The sequence below is a fragment of the Methylorubrum subtropicum genome (genome assembly GCF_038442325.1).
Lineage (GTDB): Bacteria > Pseudomonadota > Alphaproteobacteria > Rhizobiales > Beijerinckiaceae > Methylobacterium > Methylobacterium subtropicum.
This window is the reverse complement of the sequence record NZ_JBBXMW010000019.1, coordinates 63,842-85,815: the sequence shown is the minus strand read 5'-3', so window position 1 is coordinate 85,815 and position 21,974 is coordinate 63,842. Positions and strand designations below refer to the sequence as shown.

General features: G+C 70.9%; 24 protein-coding genes. 5 read left to right on the top strand and 19 right to left on the bottom strand.

Annotated features, from left to right (window positions below; translation table 11 throughout):
- Window positions 1–57 precede the first annotated feature (57 nt).
- Window positions 58–255, top strand: a complete 198-nt coding sequence (locus tag AAHG03_RS21730; RefSeq protein ID WP_342153138.1) for a hypothetical protein — start codon at window positions 58–60, stop codon at window positions 253–255.
- A 188-nt stretch (window positions 256–443) separates the two neighbouring features.
- Window positions 444–1,070, top strand: coding sequence for a TetR family transcriptional regulator (locus AAHG03_RS21725; protein ID WP_342153136.1), 627 nt, complete (start codon window positions 444–446; stop codon window positions 1,068–1,070).
- A 104-nt stretch (window positions 1,071–1,174) separates the two neighbouring features.
- Here the strand turns inward: AAHG03_RS21725 and AAHG03_RS21720 are convergent, their stop codons facing one another.
- From AAHG03_RS21720 to AAHG03_RS21695, 6 genes are all read right to left on the bottom strand, one after another.
- On the bottom strand, window positions 1,175–1,519 hold the full coding sequence (locus tag AAHG03_RS21720; protein ID WP_342153135.1) for a DUF1330 domain-containing protein: 345 nt from the start codon (window positions 1,517–1,519) through the stop codon (window positions 1,175–1,177).
- A 2-nt stretch (window positions 1,520–1,521) separates the two neighbouring features.
- Window positions 1,522–2,220 (bottom strand): orotidine-5'-phosphate decarboxylase, encoded by a 699-nt coding sequence (pyrF, locus tag AAHG03_RS21715; RefSeq protein ID WP_342153134.1) that lies wholly within the window; start codon window positions 2,218–2,220, stop codon window positions 1,522–1,524.
- Window positions 2,220–2,906 carry a uracil-DNA glycosylase family protein gene (locus AAHG03_RS21710; RefSeq protein ID WP_342153132.1) on the bottom strand — a complete coding sequence of 229 codons (687 nt, stop codon included), beginning with the start codon at window positions 2,904–2,906 and terminating at the stop codon, window positions 2,220–2,222. Before AAHG03_RS21710 ends, pyrF begins: the two co-directional genes overlap by 1 nt.
- Before the next feature lie 63 nt (window positions 2,907–2,969).
- Window positions 2,970–5,063 carry a calcium-binding protein gene (locus AAHG03_RS21705; RefSeq protein WP_342153131.1) on the bottom strand — a complete coding sequence of 698 codons (2,094 nt, stop codon included), beginning with the start codon at window positions 5,061–5,063 and terminating at the stop codon, window positions 2,970–2,972.
- Window positions 5,064–5,245: 182 nt separating this feature from the next.
- Window positions 5,246–6,376, bottom strand: coding sequence for an AI-2E family transporter (locus AAHG03_RS21700; RefSeq protein ID WP_342153129.1), 1,131 nt, complete (start codon window positions 6,374–6,376; stop codon window positions 5,246–5,248).
- A 47-nt stretch (window positions 6,377–6,423) separates the two neighbouring features.
- Window positions 6,424–6,879, bottom strand: coding sequence for a molybdenum cofactor biosynthesis protein MoaE (locus tag AAHG03_RS21695; RefSeq protein WP_342153127.1), 456 nt, complete (start codon window positions 6,877–6,879; stop codon window positions 6,424–6,426).
- A 139-nt stretch (window positions 6,880–7,018) separates the two neighbouring features.
- Between AAHG03_RS21695 and AAHG03_RS21690 the strand changes: the two genes are divergently transcribed.
- Window positions 7,019–8,041 carry a gamma carbonic anhydrase family protein gene (locus AAHG03_RS21690; protein ID WP_342153125.1) on the top strand — a complete coding sequence of 341 codons (1,023 nt, stop codon included), beginning with the start codon at window positions 7,019–7,021 and terminating at the stop codon, window positions 8,039–8,041.
- A gap of 170 nt (window positions 8,042–8,211) precedes the next feature.
- Here the strand turns inward: AAHG03_RS21690 and AAHG03_RS21685 are convergent, their stop codons facing one another.
- The 13 genes from AAHG03_RS21685 to AAHG03_RS21625 form a co-directional block, all read right to left on the bottom strand.
- Window positions 8,212–9,003, bottom strand: a complete 792-nt coding sequence (locus tag AAHG03_RS21685) for a lysophospholipid acyltransferase family protein (protein WP_342153123.1) — start codon at window positions 9,001–9,003, stop codon at window positions 8,212–8,214.
- Window positions 9,004–9,202: 199 nt separating this feature from the next.
- Window positions 9,203–10,960 carry a gamma-glutamyltransferase gene (gene ggt, locus AAHG03_RS21680; protein ID WP_342153121.1) on the bottom strand — a complete coding sequence of 586 codons (1,758 nt, stop codon included), beginning with the start codon at window positions 10,958–10,960 and terminating at the stop codon, window positions 9,203–9,205.
- A gap of 36 nt (window positions 10,961–10,996) precedes the next feature.
- On the bottom strand, window positions 10,997–11,188 hold the full coding sequence (locus AAHG03_RS21675) for a hypothetical protein (protein ID WP_342153120.1): 192 nt from the start codon (window positions 11,186–11,188) through the stop codon (window positions 10,997–10,999).
- 380 nt (window positions 11,189–11,568) lie between these two features.
- The gene (locus AAHG03_RS21670) at window positions 11,569–12,579 is read right to left on the bottom strand and encodes an NAD(P)H-quinone oxidoreductase (protein ID WP_342153119.1); all 1,011 of its coding nucleotides are present in this window, start codon (window positions 12,577–12,579) and stop codon (window positions 11,569–11,571) included.
- 305 nt (window positions 12,580–12,884) lie between these two features.
- Window positions 12,885–13,163 (bottom strand): hypothetical protein, encoded by a 279-nt coding sequence (locus AAHG03_RS21665; protein WP_342153118.1) that lies wholly within the window; start codon window positions 13,161–13,163, stop codon window positions 12,885–12,887.
- 148 nt (window positions 13,164–13,311) lie between these two features.
- Window positions 13,312–13,863 (bottom strand): RBBP9/YdeN family alpha/beta hydrolase, encoded by a 552-nt coding sequence (locus AAHG03_RS21660; protein WP_342153117.1) that lies wholly within the window; start codon window positions 13,861–13,863, stop codon window positions 13,312–13,314.
- Between the two features lie 80 nt (window positions 13,864–13,943).
- Window positions 13,944–15,023: a UV damage endonuclease UvsE gene (locus AAHG03_RS21655; protein WP_342153116.1), complete on the bottom strand. Its 1,080-nt coding sequence runs from the start codon at window positions 15,021–15,023 to the stop codon at window positions 13,944–13,946.
- A gap of 45 nt (window positions 15,024–15,068) precedes the next feature.
- On the bottom strand, window positions 15,069–16,088 hold the full coding sequence (locus AAHG03_RS21650) for a 5-oxoprolinase subunit C family protein (RefSeq protein WP_342153115.1): 1,020 nt from the start codon (window positions 16,086–16,088) through the stop codon (window positions 15,069–15,071).
- The gene (gene pxpB / locus AAHG03_RS21645; protein WP_342153114.1) at window positions 16,085–16,810 is read right to left on the bottom strand and encodes a 5-oxoprolinase subunit PxpB; all 726 of its coding nucleotides are present in this window, start codon (window positions 16,808–16,810) and stop codon (window positions 16,085–16,087) included. Before pxpB ends, AAHG03_RS21650 begins: the two co-directional genes overlap by 4 nt.
- 235 nt (window positions 16,811–17,045) lie before the next feature.
- Window positions 17,046–17,804 (bottom strand): hypothetical protein, encoded by a 759-nt coding sequence (locus AAHG03_RS21640; RefSeq protein ID WP_342153113.1) that lies wholly within the window; start codon window positions 17,802–17,804, stop codon window positions 17,046–17,048.
- A 54-nt stretch (window positions 17,805–17,858) separates the two neighbouring features.
- Window positions 17,859–18,245 (bottom strand): DUF3618 domain-containing protein, encoded by a 387-nt coding sequence (locus AAHG03_RS21635; protein WP_342153111.1) that lies wholly within the window; start codon window positions 18,243–18,245, stop codon window positions 17,859–17,861.
- On the bottom strand, window positions 18,242–18,652 hold the full coding sequence (locus AAHG03_RS21630; protein WP_342153109.1) for a phage holin family protein: 411 nt from the start codon (window positions 18,650–18,652) through the stop codon (window positions 18,242–18,244). Before AAHG03_RS21630 ends, AAHG03_RS21635 begins: the two co-directional genes overlap by 4 nt.
- An 18-nt stretch (window positions 18,653–18,670) precedes the next feature.
- On the bottom strand, window positions 18,671–19,126 hold the full coding sequence (locus AAHG03_RS21625; protein ID WP_342153107.1) for a hypothetical protein: 456 nt from the start codon (window positions 19,124–19,126) through the stop codon (window positions 18,671–18,673).
- A gap of 411 nt (window positions 19,127–19,537) precedes the next feature.
- Here AAHG03_RS21625 and AAHG03_RS21620 point away from each other — a divergent pair, with 411 nt between their 5' ends.
- Complete coding sequence (locus AAHG03_RS21620; protein WP_342153105.1) at window positions 19,538–20,962, top strand: alpha,alpha-trehalose-phosphate synthase (UDP-forming); 1,425 nt, start codon at window positions 19,538–19,540, stop codon at window positions 20,960–20,962.
- Window positions 20,963–21,258: 296 nt separating this feature from the next.
- On the top strand, window positions 21,259–21,945 hold the full coding sequence (locus AAHG03_RS21615; protein WP_342153102.1) for a hypothetical protein: 687 nt from the start codon (window positions 21,259–21,261) through the stop codon (window positions 21,943–21,945).
- Window positions 21,946–21,974 lie beyond the last annotated feature (29 nt).

Below are 21,974 nucleotides of genomic sequence, written 5' to 3'. Positions count from 1 at the left end.
CTTTTCCCCGTCTCGTCCGTTGGTCAGGCCGAAGCCCGCCAGCCCGACGAGACCGCCATGGCCGCCCACGAGATCCTCGGCTATTTCGAGCACCGCACCGACGGGGCCTGGGTCTGCGTGAAGCCGTTCACGCTCAACACCCGCTCCAGCCGGGTCGACATCCGCCGGGGCCAGCGCTTCGAGTACGGCCGCCGCGTCGGCGGGCTCGACCTCGCGGAGTACCTGGAGCAGCTCGGCTCCCAGTTCGGCTCCTGATTTTTTAGGATCGGGGCGTGGTGGCCGTGCACATGCGGCGGTAAAGCCACGCCGCGTTGCTTTTTTCCTCTCCGCACAAATCACCGGGAACGGATCGTCGGCTACGCGATTTGCGATGTGGCCCGGCGTCCCACGGGTCGCTTTCGCCGCTCAGACGCCACCACGCGCGAGGCCCAGGACCCCCGATCATGTCTCCCGCGACGGCCCGCCTCGTCCCGCCCTCCACTGATGAGATTCCGACGACCCGAGAACGGATCGTGGAGGTGGCGGCCCGGTCGTTCCGGGAGATCGGCTACCAGAAGACCACGGTCGCCGACATCGCCCGGACGCTGAAGATGAGCCCGGCCAACGTCTACCGCTTCTTCGACTCGAAGAAGGCGATCAACGAGGCGGTGGTCGAGCAGGTGACCGGCGAGATCGAGGCGATGATCGCGGCCATCGCGGCCAGCCCGAACCTCGACGCGCCCGAGCGCCTCACCCGCATCGTCACGACGCTCCACACCGATTGCCGCCGCCGCTGGGAGGCGCATCCGCGCGTCCACGAGATGGTCGAGGCCGCCATGAGCGAGAGCTGGTCGGTCTGTCAGGCGCATGTCGATCGCATCGAGGCGGTGCTGACGCGGGTGGTCGAGGACGGCGTGCGCGAGGGCCACTTCACCATCGCCGACCCGAAGGCGGCCGCCGCCTGCCTGCACGCCGCAATCGTGCGCTACTGCCACCCGCTGCTGGTGAGCCGGCAACAGGACACGGCGCTGCCGCCGCTGCCGACGATGATCGCGTTCCTGCTCGGGGCGCTTCGGGCGGCGAAGCTGTAGCCCCGGTTCGTCCCACCCGACCCCCTCATCCTGAGGTGCCCGCCTCGGCGGGCCTCGAAGGAGGGGGATGGGTGGGAGGGCCGTCGAGAAAAGAGACGGCCGTCCTACTCCGACGCCGCGCCCGGCGTCGGGGCCGGCTCGGAGACCTGCGGCTGCGGGCCGTCGTAGCCCTCGATCACCACGATGTCGGCGTCCGCACCCCCCTTCTGCAGGGCGCGGGCGGATTGGTAGAGGTCCGAGTTCCAGCAATCGAGCGCGGCTTCGTAGCTCGGGAACTCGATGACGACGTTGCGGGCGCGCGCCGTGCCGGCCACCGCCTCGTAGGCGCCGCCGCGCACGAGGAAGCGACCGCCGAAGCGGGCGAAGGCGGCGCCGTTGGCCGCCGCATAGGCCTTGTAGGCCTCCGCGTCCTGCACATCGACCCGGACGATCCAGTAGGCTTTTGCCATGCTCACGCTCCCTCCATCTCGGCGACGATTTTTTCCGCGACCGCGCGGGGGTCGTCGGCCCCGGTGATCGGGCGCCCGACCACGACATGGTCGATGCCGGCCGCCCGTGCCTGGGCCGGCGTCATCACCCGCTTCTGGTCGCCCGAGGCCGCATCGGCCGGGCGGATGCCCGGCGTGACGATCAGGCGCTCGGAGCCGACGACGCGGCGCACGGCCTGCGCCTCGACGGCCGAGCAGACGATGCCGTCGATGCCGATGTCGCGGGCTTGGCCTGAGCGCTGCGCCACCAGTTCGGCCACCGGCAGGGCGTAGCCGGCTTCTACCGCGTCGGCATCGTCGTAGGAGGTCAGCGCCGTGACCGCCAGGATCTTCAGGCCGTTCGCCCGGCCCCGCACCGCGGCCCGCATGGTCTGCGGATAGGCGTGCACCGTCAGGAACGTCGCCCCAAGGTTCGACACCGAGCGCACCCCCTCCTCGACGGTGTTGCCGATGTCGTGCAGCTTGAGATCGAGAAAGGTCTTCTTGCCCTGCCGCGCGAGGCGCTCGGCGAAGGCGAGGCCGTCGGCGTAACCGAGGCGGTAGCCGATCTTGTAGAAGGTCGCCGCGTCGCCGATGCGCTCGACCAGCCGCTCGGCACTCGCCACATCGGGCAGATCGAGGGCGACGATCAGGCGGTCGCGGGGGTCGGCGATGTCCGGCATCAGGTGCTCGAGCGTGAGGAGGCGCGGGCAGCGATTCCCTTCCCAGGCGCGTCTGTCAACGCGGAGGCCACTTCCGCCCGCAGCACCGGCAGCAGCTCGGCCTCGAACCAGGGGTTCTTTCGCAGCCAGCCGTTGTTGCGCCAGGACGGGTGCGGTAGGGGCAGGATGCGGGGCCGCGAGGAGGCCGCCAGCACCGCGCGCCAGCCCGCCACCGTCTCGGTGAGGCCGCCGGGCCGGCGCCCAAGATGCCAGGCTTGCGCGTACTGGCCGATCACGAGGATCAGGTCGAGCCGGGGTAGGCCGGCGATGAGGTCGGCCCGCCACGCGGGCGCGCATTCCCGCCGCGGCGGGCGATCACCGCCCTTGGCGTCGAGGCCGGGAAAGCAGGCGCCCATCGGCAGGATCGCGACCTTGCCGGCGTCGTAGAACGCCGCCTCCGACAGGCCGAGCCACGCCCGCAGGCGCACACCGGACGGATCGCTGAACGGCACGCCGCTGCGGTGCGCCCGGTTGCCCGGCGCTTGGCTGGCGATCAGCAGGCGGGCGTCGGCGCTCCCCTGCACCACCGGCCGCGGCTCGTGCGGCAGGGGCGCGCCGAAGCGGGGCGCGTCGCGGCAGAGCCGGCAGGTCCGCAGGGCGGCGGCGGTCTGCGCGAAGTTTTTTTGGGTGACGGGCGCGGACGACATCGCCGTGGGAGATGGGGCGGAAAGCCTCAAGCCGCGATGCGTCATCCGCGCCCGCTTTCGGCGTCACACGATCAGGATGTCGGCGTGGTCGAGATGCGCCCTGCCGTGGTTGTCCACCACGGCGAAGCGGATCGCCGCGAACGCCGTTCCGCTGCCGTCGGCGTCGTAGGACAGGGCGCCGGTGTTGTGGTCGTAGAGGATGCGGTCGTCGGCATCGACCGTGGCGCCGGCCACGCCCAGGTCCTTGAACGCATCGTCCGTGAGGTGCCCCGCACCGAGCGCCGTGAAGATGCCCTTGGCGAGCCGGACCGTGTCGATGCCATGGGCGAAGTCGGAGATGTGATCGACGTTGCCCGCGCCCAAAGCCGAGGCGAAGATGAAGCTGTCCCGGCCCGCGCCGCCCTTCAGGAGGTCGTCGCCGAGGCCGCCTTCGAGCTTGTCGGCGCCCGCATTGCCGATGAGGGCGTTGTCGAAGGCGTTGCCGATCAGCGTGTAGCCGGCCTTGCTGGTCGCGGCGAGTTGCAGCGTCTCGATCTCCTGGCCGGCGCCGAGCTTGTAGTTGCGCGAGGCGATGACCGTGTCCCGGCCGCCGCCCCCGGCCTCCACCACCCGGTCGTTCCAGTTGTCGACGAGGTAGGTGTCGTTGCCGCCGTAGCCGTAGAGCGCGTCGGCGCCGCCCTTGCCGTCGAGCTGGTTGTCGCCGTTCGTGCCCCGGATCGTCTGGCCGAACTCGTTGCCGGTGAGATGGAGCGCGGCGTTGCCGGCCCGGTCGCTGGCGGAGAGGCGCTCGATCTCCTGGCCGGCCTGAAGCGCGTAGCTCACCTTGGTCAGCACCGTGTCGATGCCCTCGCCGACCTTCTCGACGACGCGGTCGCCCCGATTGTCGACGATGAAGGTGTCGTCGCCCTGGCCGCCCCAGAGCTGGTCCGCCCCCTTCCAGCCGTCGAGGCGGTCGTCGAAGGCCGAGCCGGTCAGGGCGTCGCTCGCGGATGAGCCGATGATCGTGACGGCCGAGACCAATTGGCGGCCGTTGGCGCTCAGGCTGTTGGTGCCGCCGATCTTCGTACTGAAATCGATGGTGCCGCCGCCGCCTAGAAGAGTGAGGCCGATATTGTGTATGATGCTGTTATCGTAAGATATCGTCTTGAACGAATTGTACTGCTCAAGCGTTCCGCCGGCATCGGACGTCCTCAAGATTTCCACGTTGTGAAATTCATAATCCAGCAGACTGCCGGACACCATGACGGTGTCGGTCCCCGTGCCGCCGTCGATGCGGCCGATGCCGGACGATACGAGGTCGAGGAAGAACGTATCGTTGCCGGCATCGCCGTTCAGAATATCGATGCCATCGCCGGTGTTGATGAAATCGTCTCCGTCGCCGCCATTGAAGACATCGTCGTAAGCGGAGCCATAAAAGGTGTCGCCGTTGTGCGACCCGGTCACGGTGACGCCTGACGTGAGAGATGTCGCTCGGACGGAGACCCCGAGGTTGCCCGAAACGGAGGACGTGAAATCGAGCGTCCCGCCGACACCCCTGAGGAACAGACTGATCGTCGGGAGGGGGCTGTCGCTGACGGTGTATTTCTGGAACGACCGGAACTGCGCGATCGTCCCGGAGTGACCGTCGCCATCCAGAACTTCGACGTTCTTGACGGTCAAACCGCTCAGAGTGCCGATCTCAAGGGTATCGATGCCGTCGCCGCCGTCGATCACCGCGCCGTCATAGGCGAATCCGCCCATCTGGAACCTGTCGTCGCCCTTGCCGCCCGAGAGCCGGTCGGCTCCGCCCCACGAGAAGAACGCGTTGTCGGTGACGATGACGTCGATGCCGTCGCCGCCGTCGATCGTGTCGGCGGCCGACGAGCGTGCCTCGATCACGTTGTCGCCCGCGTTGCCCCGGATGACGCTGCCCTTCTCGGAGCCGTACGCGGTGATCGGCGCCTTGCCCGTGAGGGTGAGATGCGTCGCCTTGCCCTGAAGCTCGAGCGTGATCTGTCGAGCGGCTTCGTCGGCGCCGACCGTCAGACCGTCGGTCCCGATCTTCACGTATTCCTTCTTCGAATACCCGGCGTCGGCGACGATGGTGTCGCCGGGCCTTGCTGCGACGGTTGCCTTCTGGATCGTTGCGTAATCGCGCGGCACGCGAAGGACGGCCATGACGGATCTCCAAACGTTTCTTGCGTGCCGATTGCTTCGGCATCACTTGTCACGCCCGGGTCGCCGGCACGGTTCGACAGTCGAACCGCGCGCCCGTCTCAAGCGCGGCCTTGCAAGGTGGTACAACGTGTGGCTTTTTCGGGGCTGACGCGGCAACCCCATCGGCGCGTCGTCGGGCGGCTTCAGTCGTCGCCGGGCGCGTCCTCGATGTAGAGTTCTTCCAGCAGAACCTTGATGACGGCCACCAGCGGCAGCGCCAGCGCCACGCCCCACAGGCCGAACAGCACGCCGAGCAGAAGCTGGCCGGCGAAGATCGTCGCCGCGGGCAGGTCGAGGGCGCGGCGCTGGATGAAGGGGGTGAGGCCGTAGCTCTCCGCTGCCTGCACCGCGAGATAGACGCCCATGGCCCCGAGCGCGCCGTTGAGGCCGGAGGCGAGGCTGCTCAGGACGATGATGGCGCCCGCGATCATCGGGCCGATGGTCGGCACGAAGGCGAGCAGCCCCGCCTGGAGCCCGAGGATCAGCGCCCCGCCGATGCCGAGGAACGACAGGCCGGCCCAAGTGAGCAGAAAGATCGCCGCCATGGTGAGGAGCTGGCCGAACAGCCAGTGCCGCAGGGTCTCGCCCGATCCGTCGAGGACGCAGGCGCCCTTGTCGCGGTGGCGCGCCGGCACGAGGCGCAGGGCCCCATCGCGGTAGCCCTTCGGATCGGCCGCGATGGCGATGCCGAGGAAGGCGATGACGAGGACGTTGCCGAGCGCGTTGAACAGCCCGAACACCACGGTCGCGGCCGGCCCGAGCACGCTGCCGGCATCCGACAGCAGCGAGCCGGGGCTCTTCAGGGCGCCCGAGGCGAGGCCCGCGAGCCCGCCCTGCTTCTGGCCCTTGGTCGGCTCCCCGTCGCCCTTGTCCTCCGCGGGCTTCGGGGCCGATTTCTCCTCGCCCTGCGAGAAGTCGAGTTCGATGCCGTGGTCCTTGAGCCAGGTCCGCACCGTCTCGGATTGCTGGCGCACGGTGGTGCCGAGGTCGCGCGCCTGGGTCGTCACCGTGGCGCCGCCGAAGGCCACGAGCGCCAGCGAGAGCGCGCCGAGCGCCAGCGTCGCGATCGTCAGCCGCAGGGCGCGGGGCAGCGGCAGCACGTATCCGAGGCCGCGGGTCAGCCCATCGAGGAAGACAGCGAACAGGATGCCGGAGAAGATCAGCAGCAGCGTCGCCGAGGCGGTCCAGGCGAGCCAGAGCGCGGCGGCGAAGCCGACCACGGCGATGCCCGCGGCCGTGAGCCGCCGCGGCCCGATGGAGGAGGTGGCGCTCATCGGGTTTTTTCGCTTTCGATTGTGGTGTGGGGCATCAGGCCCAGGATTCAGGCCCAGGATTCGGCCGCGGCCTCGTCGGCCTGGGTCGCCTCGACCCAGCCGCCGGTCGTGCCGTCGGCGAGGTGCTCGCGCTTCCAGAACGGGGCGCGGGTCTTGAGATAGTCCATCAGGAAGTCGGCCGCCGCGAACGCCGCCTTGCGGTGGGGCGAGGCGGTGATCACGAGCACGATCCCCTCGCCCGGCCGCACGAGGCCGTGGCGGTGGATCACCCGCACGGCCTGGACCGGCCAGCGCGCGCGCGCCGCCTCGACCACGCGGCCGATCTCGGCCTCGGCCATGCCGGGGTAATGTTCAAGTTCGAGGGCTTCGAGCCGCCCGCCCTCGTCGCGGCAGAGGCCGGAAAAGGTCACGACGGCGCCGGCACGCCCCATCAGTTCCGCCTCGACGCGGGCGATCTCGGCGGCGGTGTCGAACGGCTCGGACTGGATGCTGACCGGATTCATGTCTGTTCTACAAACCGCCTTTGGCCGCCCCGGGTCCGGCGGAGCCGATCCCGGCCTACCCCATCGGCCCATGCGCCTATATGGCTCATATGTGCCCGCGCGCCACGGCGTGCCGGCCCCGCCAGCTGACGAGCCGCCCGTGACGCCCGATCTGATCCTGCCCTATCACGGCGTCCTGCCGGTCTTCGCCTCGCGTCCCGTCTGGTGCGGGCGCGGCAGCACCGTGATCGGCACCGCGACGCTCGGCCCCCAGGCGTGGCTCGGCGACGACAGCGTGATCCGCAGCGACGGGCAGGTCGTCACCGCGGGCGAGCGGCTGTGGCTCGGGGCCCGCTCCACCGTGCACATCGCCACTGAATCGACCCCGACCCATATCGGCGACCGGGTCACGGTCGGCCGCAACGCGGTGGTGCATGCCTGCACGGTCGGCTCGGACGTGGTGATCGAGGACGACGCGATCATCCTCGACGGCGCGACCGTCGGCGACGGCGTGCTGATCGAGGCCGGCGCCACGATCTTTCCGCGATCGACGCTGGAAGGCGGCTACGCCTACGGCGGCAACCCGGCCAAGCAGTTGCGCCCCGTGACGCTCGCCGAGATCACCGAGCGGGCCGAGCGCCTGCGCGAGGCCGCCGACGAGCGCCCGACCGGGCCGGAGCCGGTGGCCCCGGAGGTGGAGGAGAGCGTGTTCGTGGCCCGCACGGCCCGGCTCTCCGGCCGCATCGCGCTGGGCGCGGGCGTCACCGTGCTGTTCTCCTGCGAACTCGCCGCGGAAGTCGGTCCGATCGTGATCGGCGCCGACACCAACATCCAGGACAACACCGTGATCCGCACCCGCGGCGAGGGCGTGGTGATCGGGCGCGACACCACCATCGCCCACAACGTCCGCATGAACGATTGCCGCATCGGCGCCCGCAGCCTCATCGGCATCGGTGCTGTGCTGGCGCCGGGCACCGTGGTCGCCGACGACGTGATGCTGGCGGGCGGCTCGACCACCGATCCGGGGCAGTTGCTGGAGGGCGGCCATCTCTGGGGCGGCCGCCCGGCCCGCATCCTCGGCCCGCTCGATGCGAAGAAGCGGGCCATGATGGCGCATATCGTCGAGGGCTATTGCCGCCACGGGCGCGAGTACCGGCAATTGCAGGCCGAGAGCGAGGCTTAGAGCATCGGCCCGAAAGCTGGGAACCGACTTTCGGAAAAAGCCGATGCGGCACAACAACCGAGAGCATCGGCCCAAAAGGGGTGTACCAGCTTTCGGAAAAAGCCGATGCGGCACAGCAACTTAGACAATCGTCCTGGATTTCGTATCCAGGACGATTGTCTAAGCGCCGGCTACAGCATCCCGGACGTGTCCGGCGCGGGCTCCGCGCCGCCGACCGGCACGGCGACGGGGTGGCCGTGGCGGGCCAGATCCTCGCGGCCTTCCGCCAGCAGGGCGGCGGAGGCGGTCTCGATGCGCTCCTGCACCGTGTTGAGGAACTCGAGCCGCGGCAGCCCCGGCGGGATCACCGGCAGGAACTCGATGACGGTGGTGCCGGGCATGCGGCGAAAGCCGCGGCGGCGCCAGTACAGGCCGGTGTTGAGCGCCACCGGCAGGCAGGGCACGTTCAGCGCGGTGTAGAGGTGGGAGGCGCCCTGCTTGTAGGCGGGTGGGGCGCCGGCCGGGCGGCGGGTGCCCTCGGGGAAGATGATGAGCTGGCGCCCCTGGCCGATGGCGGCCTTGGCCGACGCGTTCATCGCCGCCATCACCTTGCTGCCCTTGGCGCGGTCGATCGGCACCATGCCGCCGCGGGCGAAGTACCAGCCGACGACCGGCGTCCACATCAGCTCGCGCTTGAGCACGTAGGCGAAGTCGTCGAAGGGGATCGTCAGCGCCAGCGTCTCCAGCGCCGACTGGTGCTTGGCCGCGACCAAGAGCGGGCCCTCGGGGATGTTGTGCAGGCCGCGGAACTCGACCCGCGTGCCGCCGACCACCCGCAGCAGCCACAGCACGGTCCTGCCCCAGAACTGCGCCACCCGGATCACGGCCTTGCGCGAGGCGAAGGCGGGCAGCCCCAGAATCGCGATCAGCGCGGTCGCGACGTAGAAGCAGAGGTTGAAGGCGAGGGAGCGGAAGAGGAGCATCGTCGGTCCGGTGAGGCTGGCGCTCCTTTAGCCCGCGCGCCCGCGCTTGCCCACCGCCGCGTGTCCCGACCCCTCCAGCGTCATTCCGGGGCCGCGCAGCGGAACCCGGAATCCACGACTGGCCTCGACCTACCGTATTGCCGCGCATCACGGGTGGATTCCGGGTTCGCCTTCGGCGCCCCGGAATGACGACGGAGGTTTAATGCCCCTCCGCCAGCGTCCCGCGCTGGCGCGGATCGGAGGCGCCCGCCAGCAGCCCGTCCTCGGCCATCACCGAATTGGCCGAGCCCGAACTCGCCCCGACCTTCACCGGATGGCCCCTGGCGCGCAGCAGGGCCAGGGTGTCGGGCGAGACGCCCTCTTCCACCATCAGCATGTCCGGCTGCCACTGGTGATGGATGCGCGGCGCGGCCACGGCCTCGGCGAGGTTGAGGCGGAAATCCAGCACGTTGACGATCACCTGCAGCACCGTGGTGATGATGCGGCTGCCGCCGGGGCTGCCGGTGACGAGGTACAGCTTACTGTTCCGGAACACGAAGGTCGGCGTCATGGAGGAGAGCGGGCGGGCGCCCGGCGCCACGGCGTTCGCCTCGCCGCCGACGAGGCCGTAGGCGTTGCGCGCGCCGGTCTTGGCGGAGAAATCGTCCATCTCGTTGTTGAGCAGCACCCCCGTGCCCTCGGCCACCAGCCCGATCCCGTAGGAGAAGTTGAGGGTGTAGGTGTTCGACACCGCGTTGCCCTCGGCGTCCACCACCGAGAAGTGCGTGGTCTGGTCGGACTCGTAGGGCAGCGGATCGCCGGCCTTCACCTCGCCTGCGGGCCGGGCCCGCTCGGGGTCGATGCTTTCGCGCAGCTTCGCCGCGTAGGGCTTGGAGGTCAGGCCCGCCACCGGGACTTTGGTGCGGGCCGGGTCGCCGAGCCACGTGGCGCGGTCGGCATAGGCCGGCTTCATCGCCTCCGCCATGAGGTGGAGCGCGCCCGCGCTGCCGGCACCGAGTTTTGCCAGATCGTAGCCCTCCAGCACGTTGAGGATCTCGATGAGGTGGACCCCGCCGGAACTCGGCGGCGGCATCGAGACGATCTCGTAGCCGCGATAGGTGCCGCGCACGGGCTTTCGGATTTCCGGCCGGTAGGCGGCGAGGTCGGCCACCGTCATGATGCCGCCCGCGCCCTGCACCGCCCCGGCGATCTTTTCCGCGATCGGACCCTCGTAGAACGCGTCCGGCCCGCGCTCGGCGATCGCCTTGAGGGTGTCGGCGAGGTCGGTCTGGCGCAGCGTCGCCCCGCGCGGCAGCACGTGGTCGCCTTCAAAGAAGATTTTTCGGCTCGACGGCCATGCCCCGAGCAGGCCCGAGGCCCGCGGCAGGGAATCGGCCAGCCCCGACTCGACCGGGATGCCCTCGCGGGCGAGTTTTTCCGCCGGGGCGATCAGGTCGGCCAGCGTCAGCTTGCCCGAGCCGTAGCGGCGATGCGCCTCCGCCAGTCCCCGCACCGTACCGGGCACGCCCACCGCCTTGCCGCCGCGGGTCGAGGCCGCCTTGTCGGGCTCGCCCTTGGCGTCGAGGAACATGTCGGCGGTCGCCGCCCCCGGCGCGGTCTCGCGGTAGTCGATCGCCACCGTCTCGCGGTCGGCCGCGCGGTGGACCATCATGAAGCCGCCGCCGCCGAGATTGCCCGCCCGCGGCAGGGTCACGGCGAGCGCGAAGCCGACCGCCACCGCGGCGTCGATGGCGTTGCCGCCCCTCTCCAGCACCGCGACGCCGACGCGGGTCGCCAGCGCCTCCTGCGACGAGACCATGCCGCGGGTGGCGAGCACCGGCAGCAGCCGCGCCGAATCCGCCTGGATCGGCGGCGGCTCGGGCGCGGAGGGGAGCGAGCCGGGCGTGACGTCCGGCTGCGCGCGGGCCGGGCCGGCGAGGACGAGGAGCGCGAGGGCGAGGCGAAGGCGGAGCGTCATGCCGGACGATGTAGCCTCCGGCTTGGCCGCGGCCAGCTACTGCCCGCTGATCGACGGCCCGCCGGCCGCCCCGCCGGTGCCGGGCGGCCCGCTCGTCGGCGTCCCACCGATCACCGCGCCCGGCGTCCCGCCGACGACCGCGGGCCGGTTCGGGGTGCCGCCGGTGCCGGGACCGGTGACGGGCGCGTCGCCCGTGGCGGAGGCCTTTGGACTGGGCGGCGAGGGCACGGCGGACGCTCCGTCCCGTGGGGCGGATTGGGCTAGGGCCGGCGCGACAGGGAGGATCAGGGCGAGCGCCAGGGCGATCGGGAGATGCCGCATCGGGGGCCTGTGGGGTGAGAGCGCCGGAAGCGGCAACGTCTCACGAACACCTGCCTCTGCCGGGAGTTCCGGCCGCCGTCCGAGGGGGGGGGCTCGCAAGTCGCGCCCGAGCCAAGTCGAGCGCGTGCTCCCTCCCCCTTGCGGGGAGGGGTAGGGGTGGGGGTCGGGCAGAAGGCACCGCCGAGTTCTATCCGGTACCACCCCCACCTCCTGCCTCCTCCCCGCAAGGGGGAGGAGAACGCCCTCTCCTGCTCGCCGAGAGACGCGGAAAGAAGGCTACCGGCGCGTCAGCGCCCCGTCGTCAGCAGAATCTTCCCCGAATGGCTGCTGGTCTCCATCAACTCGTGCGCCTTCCGCGCGTCCTCCAGCGGGAAGGTGGCGTGGACGATCGGGCGGATCTTTCCCGCCTCCACCAGCGGCCACACCTCGCCCTTCACGCCCTCGGCGATTGTCGCCTTCGCCTCCTTCGACTGCGCCCGCAGGGTCGCGCCGGTGATGGTCAGGCGCTTGAGCATGATCGGGGTCAGCGTCAGGCTCTCGGCCTTGAAGCCCTGCATGAAGGCGATCTGGACGAGCCGGCCCTCGACCGCGAGCGAGGCGATGTTCTTCTGGAGATAAGCCGCGCCCACCATGTCGAGGATGACGTCGACGCCCTTGCCGTCGGTGAGGCGCTTCACCTCCTCGGCGAAATCGGCCTCACGGTAGTTGATGGCGGCATCCGCCCCCAGCTCCTCGCAGAACCGGCATTTCTCGGCCGAACCCGCCGTGGTGAGGACGCGGGCGCCGTGCTGCTTGGCGATCTGGATCGCGGTCGAGCCGATGCCGCTCGATCCGCCGTGGACGAGAAAGGTCTCGCCGGACTTCAGCCGCCCGCGCTGGATGACGGTGGAGTAGACGGTGAAGACGGTCTCGGGCAGGCCCGCCGCCTCGGTGAGCGAGAGGGAGGCGGGCTTCCCCAGCACTTGGCCGACTTCGGCCACCGCGAACTCGGCATAGCCGCCGCTGATGACGAGCGCGCAGACCTCGTCGCCGACCGAGAAGCCGGTGACGCCCTCGCCGAGCGCCGCGATGCGGCCGGCGATCTCCAGGCCGGGGATTTCGGTGGCGCCCTTCGGCGGCGGATAGCTGCCCTGGCGCTGCATGATGTCGGGCCGGTTGACGCCCGCAGCCACCACCTCGACCAGCACCTGCCCGGCCTCGGGCCGCGGCACCGGCGCCGTCTCCACCGCGATCACCTCCGGCCCGCCCGCGCCGCCGAAGCGGATCTGGCGCATGGTCTCAGGCAGCGATTGGGTCATCGACGGGCTCCTGGCGTTTTTTGGGGCTCCGTCGTCACATGGCGCGGAAGGCCGGTGCCGTCGAGGTTGCGTGGCGCATGTCTTCGTGAGGGCTTGCCACCCCACGCCGTCATTACGCGACTTTTCGGGAGGGGGCGGATTCGCCCCTGAAGCGGTTCAGCGAGGCGCCTCGTTCGGACGATGCGGAGCCCTGGATTGCTTCGGCTCCGCCTCGAAATGACGGAGAGGCCGGCTGGATTGACGGCCGTCCCAACGAAAACGGGCCCCGCAGGGCCCGCATCGTTCAATTGTCGTGAAGCGCGGCTTCAGTTCGCCTTGTTCTGCGACGGCTGCGGGTAGGCCGGGTTCTCGGCCGGGACGTTGCCGCTGTTGGAGGACGAGGACTTGTTGACCGAGCCGGTCGTCAGCTCGCGGGCCGATTCCTGGCTCTTGCCGGCGTAGTCGGCGGGCGCCTCGGCGCGGTTCCAGCTCAGCAGGCCGACGGTGGCGATGGCCAGCAGGACCAGGCTGGCGACCAGCACGTAGAGGACGGGCTTGCCCTTCTCGCCCTGGCGGGCCTCGGTGGGTCTCTCGATCGGCGCCATGGATTTCCTCTCTCGGGACTCGGCTGACGCCGAGTGATGCGGTGTGACGGGGGATATGGTTCGCCAACGCCGCGCCGTCCGAGGATGTTCCTGGCGGCCAAGCCACTCCTCGAGCCCACGGTCGAGCCGCTTCGAAGAATTTGCCGGCTCAGAGGTTCTTCAGGAAGCCCGCGAGCCGCATCAGGCCCTCGGGCCAGGGTCCGTGCCCGCTCGCGACGTTGATGTGGCCGGATTCACCCGCATCGACCAGCGCGGAGCCCCAGGCATAGGCGTAGTCCTCGGCCCGCTCGTAGGTGCAGTGCGGGTCGGTGCGGCTCGCGACCAAGAGCGAGGGGAAGGGCAGGGGATCGCGCGGCACGGGGGCGAAGGCGCGCACGCTGTCGGGGAGCGCCGCGCCCGCCTCGATGTCCGGGAAGGCCACGAGCAGCGCGCCGCGCACGACGCCCGCGGGGAAGCGGGGCGCGGCCTCGACCGCGGCGACCACGCCGAGGCTGTGGGCGATCAGGATCACCGGCTGGCGCGCCGCCGCCACCGCCTCGACGATGCGGGTGCGCCAGGATTCCGGATCGGGGTTGTGCCAGTCCGCCTGCTCGACCACCCGCGCCGTCTTGAGGCGCCCGGCCCAGCGACTCTGCCAATGCTCCGCCTCGGAGCCGGCATAGCCCGGCAGGATCAGGATGTCGCAGTCGGCTGTCTTCATGATCGGCCTTTCGGAACGGGGCGCCCTCTGACCTCGGGCGCGCGTCTCGTCCGGCCAGTAGCCGAGACGCCCGATCCCGCTCAAGCGGCGGCCCGCGCGGCCCCCACCTGCCGCTCGATCTGTGCGGCGAGCGGCACGCTCGCTTGGTTCTTGCCCTTGGCCTCGATCTCGAAATCGGCCCAGGCGAGGTGGCGGGCCACCAGCGCGTTGACCGCCTCGTTCCACATCTTGTCCGAGTGCGCGGCGAGGTCGCGCCAGGAATGGCCCTGCTCGGAGAGGCCGACGAAGTCCGGCAGGGCACCGGGATCGTGGTCCGGCAGCACGCTCTCGCGCGAGACGCTGATATGGGCGACCGGCCGCACGCCGCGCCAGGAGGCGATCACCGCCTGAACCCGCGGATCGTCCGGCTCGATGTACTCGCCGCGGCTCTCGACCCAGTGATGGTGCAGGTCGAGCACCACCGGCACCCGGTCGCCGAGGCGCAGCACCGCGTCGAGGCCGAACAAGGATTCGTCGTTCTCGACGGTGAGCAGGTTGCGCGCGGTCTCCGAGATCAACGAAAGACTCTCGCGGAACCCCTCGATGCCGGGCTCGCGCCCGCCGACATGGATGTTGAGATGGGCGCCATGCGGATGCCAGCCGGTGCCGTAGCCCAGCATCGCCATGATTTCGGCGTGGTACTCCAACTCGGCGATGCCGTTGGCCTGCGCATTCGGGTTGCGCGAGGCGATGATGCAGAACGGGCCCGGATGCATGCTGAGGCGCACGCCGCCCTTTCGTGCCCGCTCGCCGATGCGGGCGAGCCCGGCCTCGATCAGGGCGCGCAGCGAGGCTTCCGCGTAGATCGGCATCGCGGTCGGGTGGGTGAAGCCCGGCAGCATCGAACTCGCCATCCGCAGCAGCCGCTCCAGCGGCGGGCGGGCGGCGACCCAGGTCACCTGCCGCTCCAGCGCCGCGAGGTTGTGGCGCACCACGTCCTCCAGCTTCCGGCGCCGCTCCGCGGGACCGAGGCGCCCGAGATTGGCCATGGTCACGGTGCCGAGATTCATCAGCTTGGCCGCGTCCTTGGCGGCCTTGAGCGTCTTATGCGCCGGGTCCGCATCGGGGATGAAGGTGCAGCAGAAGCCGAGGCGGGGTGTTTGGGATTGTTCGCGCGACATGGGCGGACAACGCCGTAGGACCGTTTCGGTCACGGGGCGAAAACCTCAATCGTCGCGAAACGCGTCCACCGCCGCGCCCGCGACGTTGGCCGCCATCAGCCGCTCGGCCGCGCCCACCACCGGCCGCAGGTTCTCTTGGAGCGCGTCGCGCGCGGCGGCCCGACCTTGGGCGAGCTTTCGCGCGGTGGCGAGATCGACCGCCTCGAACCGCACCGCCTCGCCGGGCCGGCGCTGGGCGATCCGGCGAAGGTCGGCCGAGACGACGGTGGCGATCTTCGGATAGCCGCCGGTGGTCTGGCGGTCGGCCATCAGCACGATGGGCCGGCCCGTGCCCGGCACCTGCACCGAGCCCATCACGGTGGCGTCCGAGACGATGTTGAAGCCCCCCTCGCCGTGGGCGATGGCCGGTCCGTCGAGCTGATAGCCCATCCGGTCGGCCTGCCCCGAGACCGTGAATTCCTGTTCGAGGAAGGTCGCGAGGCCGTCGCTCGCAAAACAATCGTCCTGGGGGCCGAGGACGACGCGGATCGGCCGGTCGCTCTCCAGCGGGACGGGATCGAGGCAAAGGTCCGCCGCGCCCGCGGGCGCTGACCCGGCGAGCGGCAGCCGGTCGCCCTCGCGCAGCGGGCGTCCGTCGAGGCCGCCGAGGGCGGCGCGGCGGTGGAGCGCGACGCTGCCGAGGACGGGGTGCAGCCCGAATCCGCCCGCGACCGCGAGCGTGGCGAACACGCCCGCGCGGGGCCGCCCGAGGGTCAACTCCGCGCCCTCGGCCAAGAGGAACGAGCGGTGGTCGGCGAGCGGTTCGCCGTCGAGCCGCAGCGGGCCGCAGGCGCCGGCGAGCGCCAGCCGCACCGGCCCGCCCTCGGCCCGCAGCGTCGCGCCCGCGAGGCCGAGTTCGATCGCCGCCGCATCCGGCGGGTTGCCGACGAGGACGTTCGCGGCGGCGTGCGCCAGCCGGTCCATCGGCCCCGAGGCCGAGAGGCCGTCGCGCAGGAAACCGGGCCGGCCGCCGTCCTGGATCGAGGCGGCGCCGGAGAGGCGCAGGAGATGGAGGACGCCGCTCATGCCGCGCTCGGTTCGGCCACCGTCTGGCCGGCCTCCGCGGCGGCGGCGAGCGCGTCCCAGCGTTCCGCGGGCGTCGGCATGAAGCGCACCCGGTCGCCGGGGCGCAGCAGGAAGACGGGATCGCGCGCCGGCACGAAGTTTCGGAACGGCGTGCGGCCGAGCAGGTGCCAGCCGCTCGGGGCCGCGATGCTCGCCACCAGCGCCTGCGCCCCGCCGATGGAGATGGTACCGGCGGGCGTGACAGGGCGCGGATGCGGGTGGCGCGAGAGCGCGAGGCCGGGATCGAGCCCTTCGAGATAGGCGTAGCCCGGCAGGAAGCCGATCATCGCCACCCGGTATTCCGGCGCGGCGTGGCGCTCGATCACGGCCTCCGGCGCGATCCCGTGATGGGCCGCGACCGCGTCGAGATCGATCCCGAATTCGCCGCCATACACCACCGGGATGCGCCACAGCCGCGCGGTGGCGGGCGGCGGCAGCGGTTCGGCGGCGAGTGCCAGCACGGCACGGCCGAATCGTTCGGGGTCGGCGACGAGGGGATCGAGATGGACGGTGAGCGAGCGGTAGGTCGGCACCGTCTCGCACAGGCCCGGCGGCGGCTCGGCCCGTAGCGCGGCGTCGAGGGCCAGCACGCGGGCCGAGAGCGCCGGGTCGATCCGGTCGCCGAACTCGATGGTGAAGGCCGTGTCCCCGCAGGCGAGCAGCCGCGGCGCGTCGTGGGTCATGGGCGGGAGGCTAGCCGAAGATGCAGCCTCCCGCGAGATGTGAGCCCGGTTCGATCAGGCCCCCTTCGGAGACACCCGCACCGTCACTCCGGGGCCGCGAAGCGGAACCCGGAGCCCACCCGTGATGCGCGGCTGCGTGATGCGGCGCGGCCAGTCGTGGATTCCGGGTTCCGCTTCGCGGCCCCGGAATGACGGCGTGGTGGGGAGGAAGCGGGAGATGCTTCTCCCACCTCTCTCAGAGCCGGTGCGCCGTCCGCTCCGCGTCGTCGTGGTCGTCGCGCTCCGGCGTCGTGCCGGCGGCGCGCTGGACGGCGGCGTCGATGTTGTCCGGGTCGAGCGCCGTCTCGACGAAGGTCCGGCCGCGCTGGGTCAGGTCGCGGGCGTAGCGCACGCCCTGGCCGCGCAGGTCGTCGGCGTAGGGGCCCAGCGCCCGGTCCTCCTGGCGGGTGCGCGGCAGCAGCGCGCCGAGCAGCAGGCCCGCGGCGAGGCCGACGACGCCGACCAGCAGCGGGTTCTCGGCGATGAAGTCCTCGGTGGCGGTGCGGCCGCGGTGCAGGCGCTCCGCCCCGCGGTCGGCGAGGTCGGCGGCGCGGCGGCGCTGGCTGTCGTAGCGGTCCTCGGCCCAGGCGCGGGCGTCCTCGTAGGTATCCTCGGCGCGGGCGCGAGCCGAGCGCAGAGTCTCGCTCGCCCGGTCGCGCAGCTCGGACGCCTTGTCGGCGGCCTGATCGCGCAACTCGGAGGCCTTGTCGGCGGCGCGGTCGCGCAGGTTCGAGGCCTGCTCGGCGGCCTCGCGGGTGGTGTCGTGCAGGCCCTGCTGCAGCCGGGCGTTGGCGTCGCGGCCCGCGGCGGTGGCGCGGTCCGAGGCGGTGTGCAGGCTGTGCTCGACGCTCTCGGTGCGGGGCATGCCGGCCTTGGCGGCGAGCTGCTCGGGCAGGGTCTCGACCGGAGGGACGCCCTCGGTGGGGCGCGGCGGGATGGCGGGATCGTGGTTCATGGGGGGCTCCGTCTCCGAGGGGCGGCGCCGAGCGGCGCCGCGCAATGTCAGGGTTCAGACCTGCGGGCGCTCGCCGGGCAGGTCGTGCGGCGGCTTCCCGGCCGGAGCGTCGGGATCGTAGGTGCGGTCGGCGCCCGTCACGGTGACGGGCGTGGCGTCCACCGGCACGAGGGCGCGGCTCGCCCGCTGGCGGCCGGTGCGCATCCCGTTGAGCAGCAGCCCGACGCCCGCCGCGATCAGCAGCACCGGCACGGGGTTGCGCCGCACCGTGTCCAAGGCCTCGTCGTAGAAGCCGCTGTAGGGCGTGCGCCGGGCGGAGCCCAGCATCTCGTCCACGAGGCTCGACGCGTTGAGGCGGCCCTGGATGCGGTCGATGGTCTCGTCGAGCCGGGCGCGGCGCTGCTCGATATCCTTTTCCAGATCCGAGATCGATTCGCTCATCCCGAGACCCTTTCCGTCAGAGCGCGGGCATCCTGGCGGACCTGGCGGGAGGTCCGGGTCGGGGCGAGGTTCGACAGCGACATCGCGCGGGCGCCGAGCACGCCGAGGATCACCGCGACGAGCAGCATCGCGCCGCCGACGAGGACGGCGGCGAGCCACTCGGAGCCGACGAGGGTCGCGACGAACTTCACCAGCGCGCCGATCAGCACCAGCATCGCGGTCACCGCGAACACCGCGGCGAACACCATCATGCCGAGGCCGACGAACAGCGAGCGGACGTTGTTCGTCATCTCGGTGCGGAAGAGCGCGATCTCCTTGCCGGCGAGTTCGCTCGCCTCGCGCAGCGCATCGGCGATGAGCGCCTGGATCGAGGAGGAGGGGGGTGGTGGGGGCGGGGGGCTGGTCATGGCGTTCGTCTCGTTCCCTCAGGCCCGGTAGTCGCGGTCGTAGGCCGTCTCGGGCTCGCCCGAGGCCTTGATGAAGCGCGCGAGCAGGAAGCCCGCGGCGAACGTCGCGACCGCGGTCGTCACCGGCGAGCGCCGGGCGAAGGCCTCGGCCTCGGCGTAGAAGTCGTCGAGGCCGCGCCGCTCGATCGAGCCGGCGAGGTCGTCGAGCCCTTCCGCGGCGCTGTCGAAGAAGGCGCGGATGTTGGGCCGGTCCTCGAAGGTGTTGCCCGAATCGCGCAGGGACTTCGCCAGATCGCCGACCGAGCGGGCGGCCTCGCCTTTCCGCTGATCGACATAGGCATAGGCCTGCTTGCGGGCGGCGGCCGCGAGGCCCCGGCCGCGCTCGGCGGCGAGCTGGGCGGTGTCCTCGACGTCGTGGCGCAGGTCCTTCAGGTCGGCCCCGCCGACGGGGTCCGGTGACGCGGAGGCGGTCATGGTCTCAACTCCTGCAAGCACGAAGCGGTGGGGGCGGGCGGCGCCGGGATGCGGCGGCAAAAGGATTCGGCCGGAGAACCGACAGCCATGCTGAGGGGTTCCGCCTCCAACGCCCTGTTCCGCTTCACGCTTCGGCGGGGCGAAGAGTAGGGAACCGCTCAGGGGAGGTGCACGCGTGGTCAGGCGCGAGACGATGCGACGGGCATCCGGCCCTCCGGTGCGGACGGCCGCTGCGATCACCCGTCTGACACGTGGGAGTCGTCTGTCATCGCTTGACCGGCGGAAAGCGATGCGCTTGGCTGCACCCGGACGGATCGCGCACGACTTCCGCGCGTTTTCCCACGGACGTTTAAGACTCTACAGGCGGGCGCACCCCTCGCGCCCGCTGCAACGAGGAGCGGAGCCGGGTTCGTGGCACGTCTGATCATCGTCTCGAATCGTGTCGCCGTGCCTGCCGAGGGCAAGGATGCGGTCTCCGCGGGCGGCCTCGCCGTCGCGGTCAAGGAGGCGTTCTCCTCCTACGAGGGGCTGTGGTTCGGCTGGAGCGGCAACATCACCGAGAACCCGAGCCCGGAGCCCGAGCTGATCGACCGCGGGCCGATCCAGTACGCCGTCCTCGACCTCTCGCCCCAGGACCACCGCGAATACTACGCCGGCTTCGCCAACCGGGCGCTGTGGCCGATCATGCATTACCGCATCGGGCTCGGCACCTTCTCGCGCTCGGACTATGCCGGCTACCAGCGCGTCAACCAGACCTTCGCCCGCGCCCTCGCCAAACTGGTCGAGCCAGACGACCTGATCTGGGTGCACGACTACCATCTGCTGCCGCTGGCGAGCGAACTGCGCGGCCAGGGCATTGCCAACCCGATCGGCTATTTCCATCACATCCCCTGGCCCGCGGCCGACGTGTTCAACACCCTGCCGGCGAGCGGCGAGCTGCTGCGCGCCATGGCCGATTACGACCTGATCGGCCTCCAGACCGACGCCGACGTGCAGAATCTGTCGCGCAACTTCATCGACACGATGCGGGCGATCCCGCTGGGCGGCGGCGCCCTGATGGTCGATGGGCGGCGCACCCGCATCCGCTCCTTTCCCATCGGCATCGACGTCGCCGGCTTCAAGGAGGCCGCCGACAAGGCCGGCTCCAACAAGGTGGTGCGCGAGACCATGGCGGGCTTGCGCACCCGCAAGCTCCTCATCGGCGTCGACCGGCTCGACTACTCGAAGGGCGTACCCGAGCGCATGGAGGCGGTGGACCGCTTCTTCGCCTCGAACCCGGACCAGCGCGGCAACGTCGTCTACATCCAGATCACCCCGAAATCCCGCAGCGAGGTGCCGGAATACGAGCAGCTCTCGCGCGAGGTGAACGAGAAGGTGGGCGACATCAACGGCACGCTCGGCGAGCCCGCCTGGACGCCGATCCAGTACGTCACCAAGGCCTATCCGCGCCCTGTGCTCGCCGGCCTCTACCGGGCGGCCCGCGTCGGCCTCGTCACGCCGATGCGCGACGGCATGAATCTGGTCGCCAAGGAATACGTCGTGGCCCAGAGCGAGGAGGACCCCGGCGTCCTCGTGCTCTCGAAGTTCGCGGGCGCGGCGCGCCAGCTGCCCGAGGCGCTGCTGGTCAACCCCTACGACCGGTTCGAGGTGGCGGAGGCCATCCGGCAGGCGCTCTACATGCCGCGGGCCGAGCGCCTGGAGCGTTGGAAGCCGATGGCCGAGCGCATGCTGCGCGAGGACGTCGACTGGTGGGCCCGCAGCTACATGGCCGAACTCGAATCCTTCCGCACCGTCGAGCGCGGGCCGCCGCGGGCGACCGCCGCCGCCGCCGAGTAGTTTTTTGTCTGTTTTATCGAGGTGACGGCCGGATCGTGAGGTCCGGTCGTTCTTTTTTGCCCCGTCGCGACCGGCCCTCTCGCAAATGACGATTGCGTGATCGGCCGTGTCGATTGCATCACACCGGGCGCGGCATTGCACCGGCCTGCGCGGATACAGTCCCGGTGGCAGGCCGGACACTTCTCATTCCCTGCACGATTGTGCAGCGTCGTCCGGTTCGCGGGGGCGCGGGCCGATCTACGGCAGGCCGTCCGACGTGCATTGATCTCGTGATCGATTCGGATCGGATTTTCGCTTTGCCCGGCCACTTCACCAACCGATCCGCCGGGAAAGTCTCGCGCCGCGGCCTCGTCTTCCTCCTGACGCTTCTGTGCGCCCTCGTCGGCCCGCTCGCGGGCGGGCGCGAGGCCCGCGCCTTCGACGTGGAACTGCGCTCGCCCTTCGCGCCGTGCCGGGCGGACTGCACTGCGACCCTGTTCGCCGGCCAGCTCGTCGAGACCTCCATGTGGGAGATCTTCCTCACCAAGCATCAGGGCCCGTGGGACTGGCGCTGGGGGTCGAGCACCTTCGTCGGCGGCGCCTTCTCCCGCGAGGTCGTGCGCTTCGACCGCTTCGCCTCCATCGAGACCGAGGTGGGCGTGGGCAAACGGTTCGGCTCGCTGCACGAGGGCGAGGGCTGGGGCGCGCTGTATTTCCGCTGGAAGTGGTTCCCCTGGGACGAGTACCTGCGCACCACGGTCGGCATCTCGATCGGCCTCAACTACGCCACCGGCGTCCCGGCCTTCGAGTCGCGCCGGGCCGGCGTCGAGGGCCAGAACCTGCTGCACTACCTCTCGCCGGAGCTGACCTTCGGCCTGCCGAGCCGGCCCGACCTCGACCTGATCTTCCGCTTCCACCACCGCTCCGGCGGCGACCTGCCGTTCTTCAACCGGGCGGGCGGCGGCGTGCAGTACGGGACGGTGGGCCTGCGCTATCGTTGGTAGCGGTTCGAGTGCGAAGTCGCGTCAGGGAA

What these genes read in the sequence shown, in the direction of transcription:
- AAHG03_RS21730 (WP_342153138.1), top strand. Translation starts at nt 58, where the DNA reads ATGGCCGCCCACGAGATCCTCGGCTATTTCGAGCACCGCACCGACGGG.
- AAHG03_RS21725 (WP_342153136.1), top strand. Translation starts at nt 444, where the DNA reads ATGTCTCCCGCGACGGCCCGCCTCGTCCCGCCCTCCACTGATGAGATT.
- AAHG03_RS21720 (WP_342153135.1), bottom strand. Translation starts at nt 1,519, where the DNA reads ATGGCAAAAGCCTACTGGATCGTCCGGGTCGATGTGCAGGACGCGGAG.
- pyrF (WP_342153134.1), bottom strand. Translation starts at nt 2,220, where the DNA reads ATGCCGGACATCGCCGACCCCCGCGACCGCCTGATCGTCGCCCTCGAT.
- AAHG03_RS21710 (WP_342153132.1), bottom strand. Translation starts at nt 2,906, where the DNA reads ATGTCGTCCGCGCCCGTCACCCAAAAAAACTTCGCGCAGACCGCCGCC.
- AAHG03_RS21705 (WP_342153131.1), bottom strand. Translation starts at nt 5,063, where the DNA reads ATGGCCGTCCTTCGCGTGCCGCGCGATTACGCAACGATCCAGAAGGCA.
- AAHG03_RS21700 (WP_342153129.1), bottom strand. Translation starts at nt 6,376, where the DNA reads ATGAGCGCCACCTCCTCCATCGGGCCGCGGCGGCTCACGGCCGCGGGC.
- AAHG03_RS21695 (WP_342153127.1), bottom strand. Translation starts at nt 6,879, where the DNA reads ATGAATCCGGTCAGCATCCAGTCCGAGCCGTTCGACACCGCCGCCGAG.
- AAHG03_RS21685 (WP_342153123.1), bottom strand. Translation starts at nt 9,003, where the DNA reads ATGCTCCTCTTCCGCTCCCTCGCCTTCAACCTCTGCTTCTACGTCGCG.
- ggt (WP_342153121.1), bottom strand. Translation starts at nt 10,960, where the DNA reads ATGACGCTCCGCCTTCGCCTCGCCCTCGCGCTCCTCGTCCTCGCCGGC.
- AAHG03_RS21670 (WP_342153119.1), bottom strand. Translation starts at nt 12,579, where the DNA reads ATGACCCAATCGCTGCCTGAGACCATGCGCCAGATCCGCTTCGGCGGC.
- AAHG03_RS21665 (WP_342153118.1), bottom strand. Translation starts at nt 13,163, where the DNA reads ATGGCGCCGATCGAGAGACCCACCGAGGCCCGCCAGGGCGAGAAGGGC.
- AAHG03_RS21660 (WP_342153117.1), bottom strand. Translation starts at nt 13,863, where the DNA reads ATGAAGACAGCCGACTGCGACATCCTGATCCTGCCGGGCTATGCCGGC.
- AAHG03_RS21655 (WP_342153116.1), bottom strand. Translation starts at nt 15,023, where the DNA reads ATGTCGCGCGAACAATCCCAAACACCCCGCCTCGGCTTCTGCTGCACC.
- AAHG03_RS21650 (WP_342153115.1), bottom strand. Translation starts at nt 16,088, where the DNA reads ATGAGCGGCGTCCTCCATCTCCTGCGCCTCTCCGGCGCCGCCTCGATC.
- pxpB (WP_342153114.1), bottom strand. Translation starts at nt 16,810, where the DNA reads ATGACCCACGACGCGCCGCGGCTGCTCGCCTGCGGGGACACGGCCTTC.
- AAHG03_RS21640 (WP_342153113.1), bottom strand. Translation starts at nt 17,804, where the DNA reads ATGAACCACGATCCCGCCATCCCGCCGCGCCCCACCGAGGGCGTCCCT.
- AAHG03_RS21635 (WP_342153111.1), bottom strand. Translation starts at nt 18,245, where the DNA reads ATGAGCGAATCGATCTCGGATCTGGAAAAGGATATCGAGCAGCGCCGC.
- AAHG03_RS21630 (WP_342153109.1), bottom strand. Translation starts at nt 18,652, where the DNA reads ATGACCAGCCCCCCGCCCCCACCACCCCCCTCCTCCTCGATCCAGGCG.
- AAHG03_RS21625 (WP_342153107.1), bottom strand. Translation starts at nt 19,126, where the DNA reads ATGACCGCCTCCGCGTCACCGGACCCCGTCGGCGGGGCCGACCTGAAG.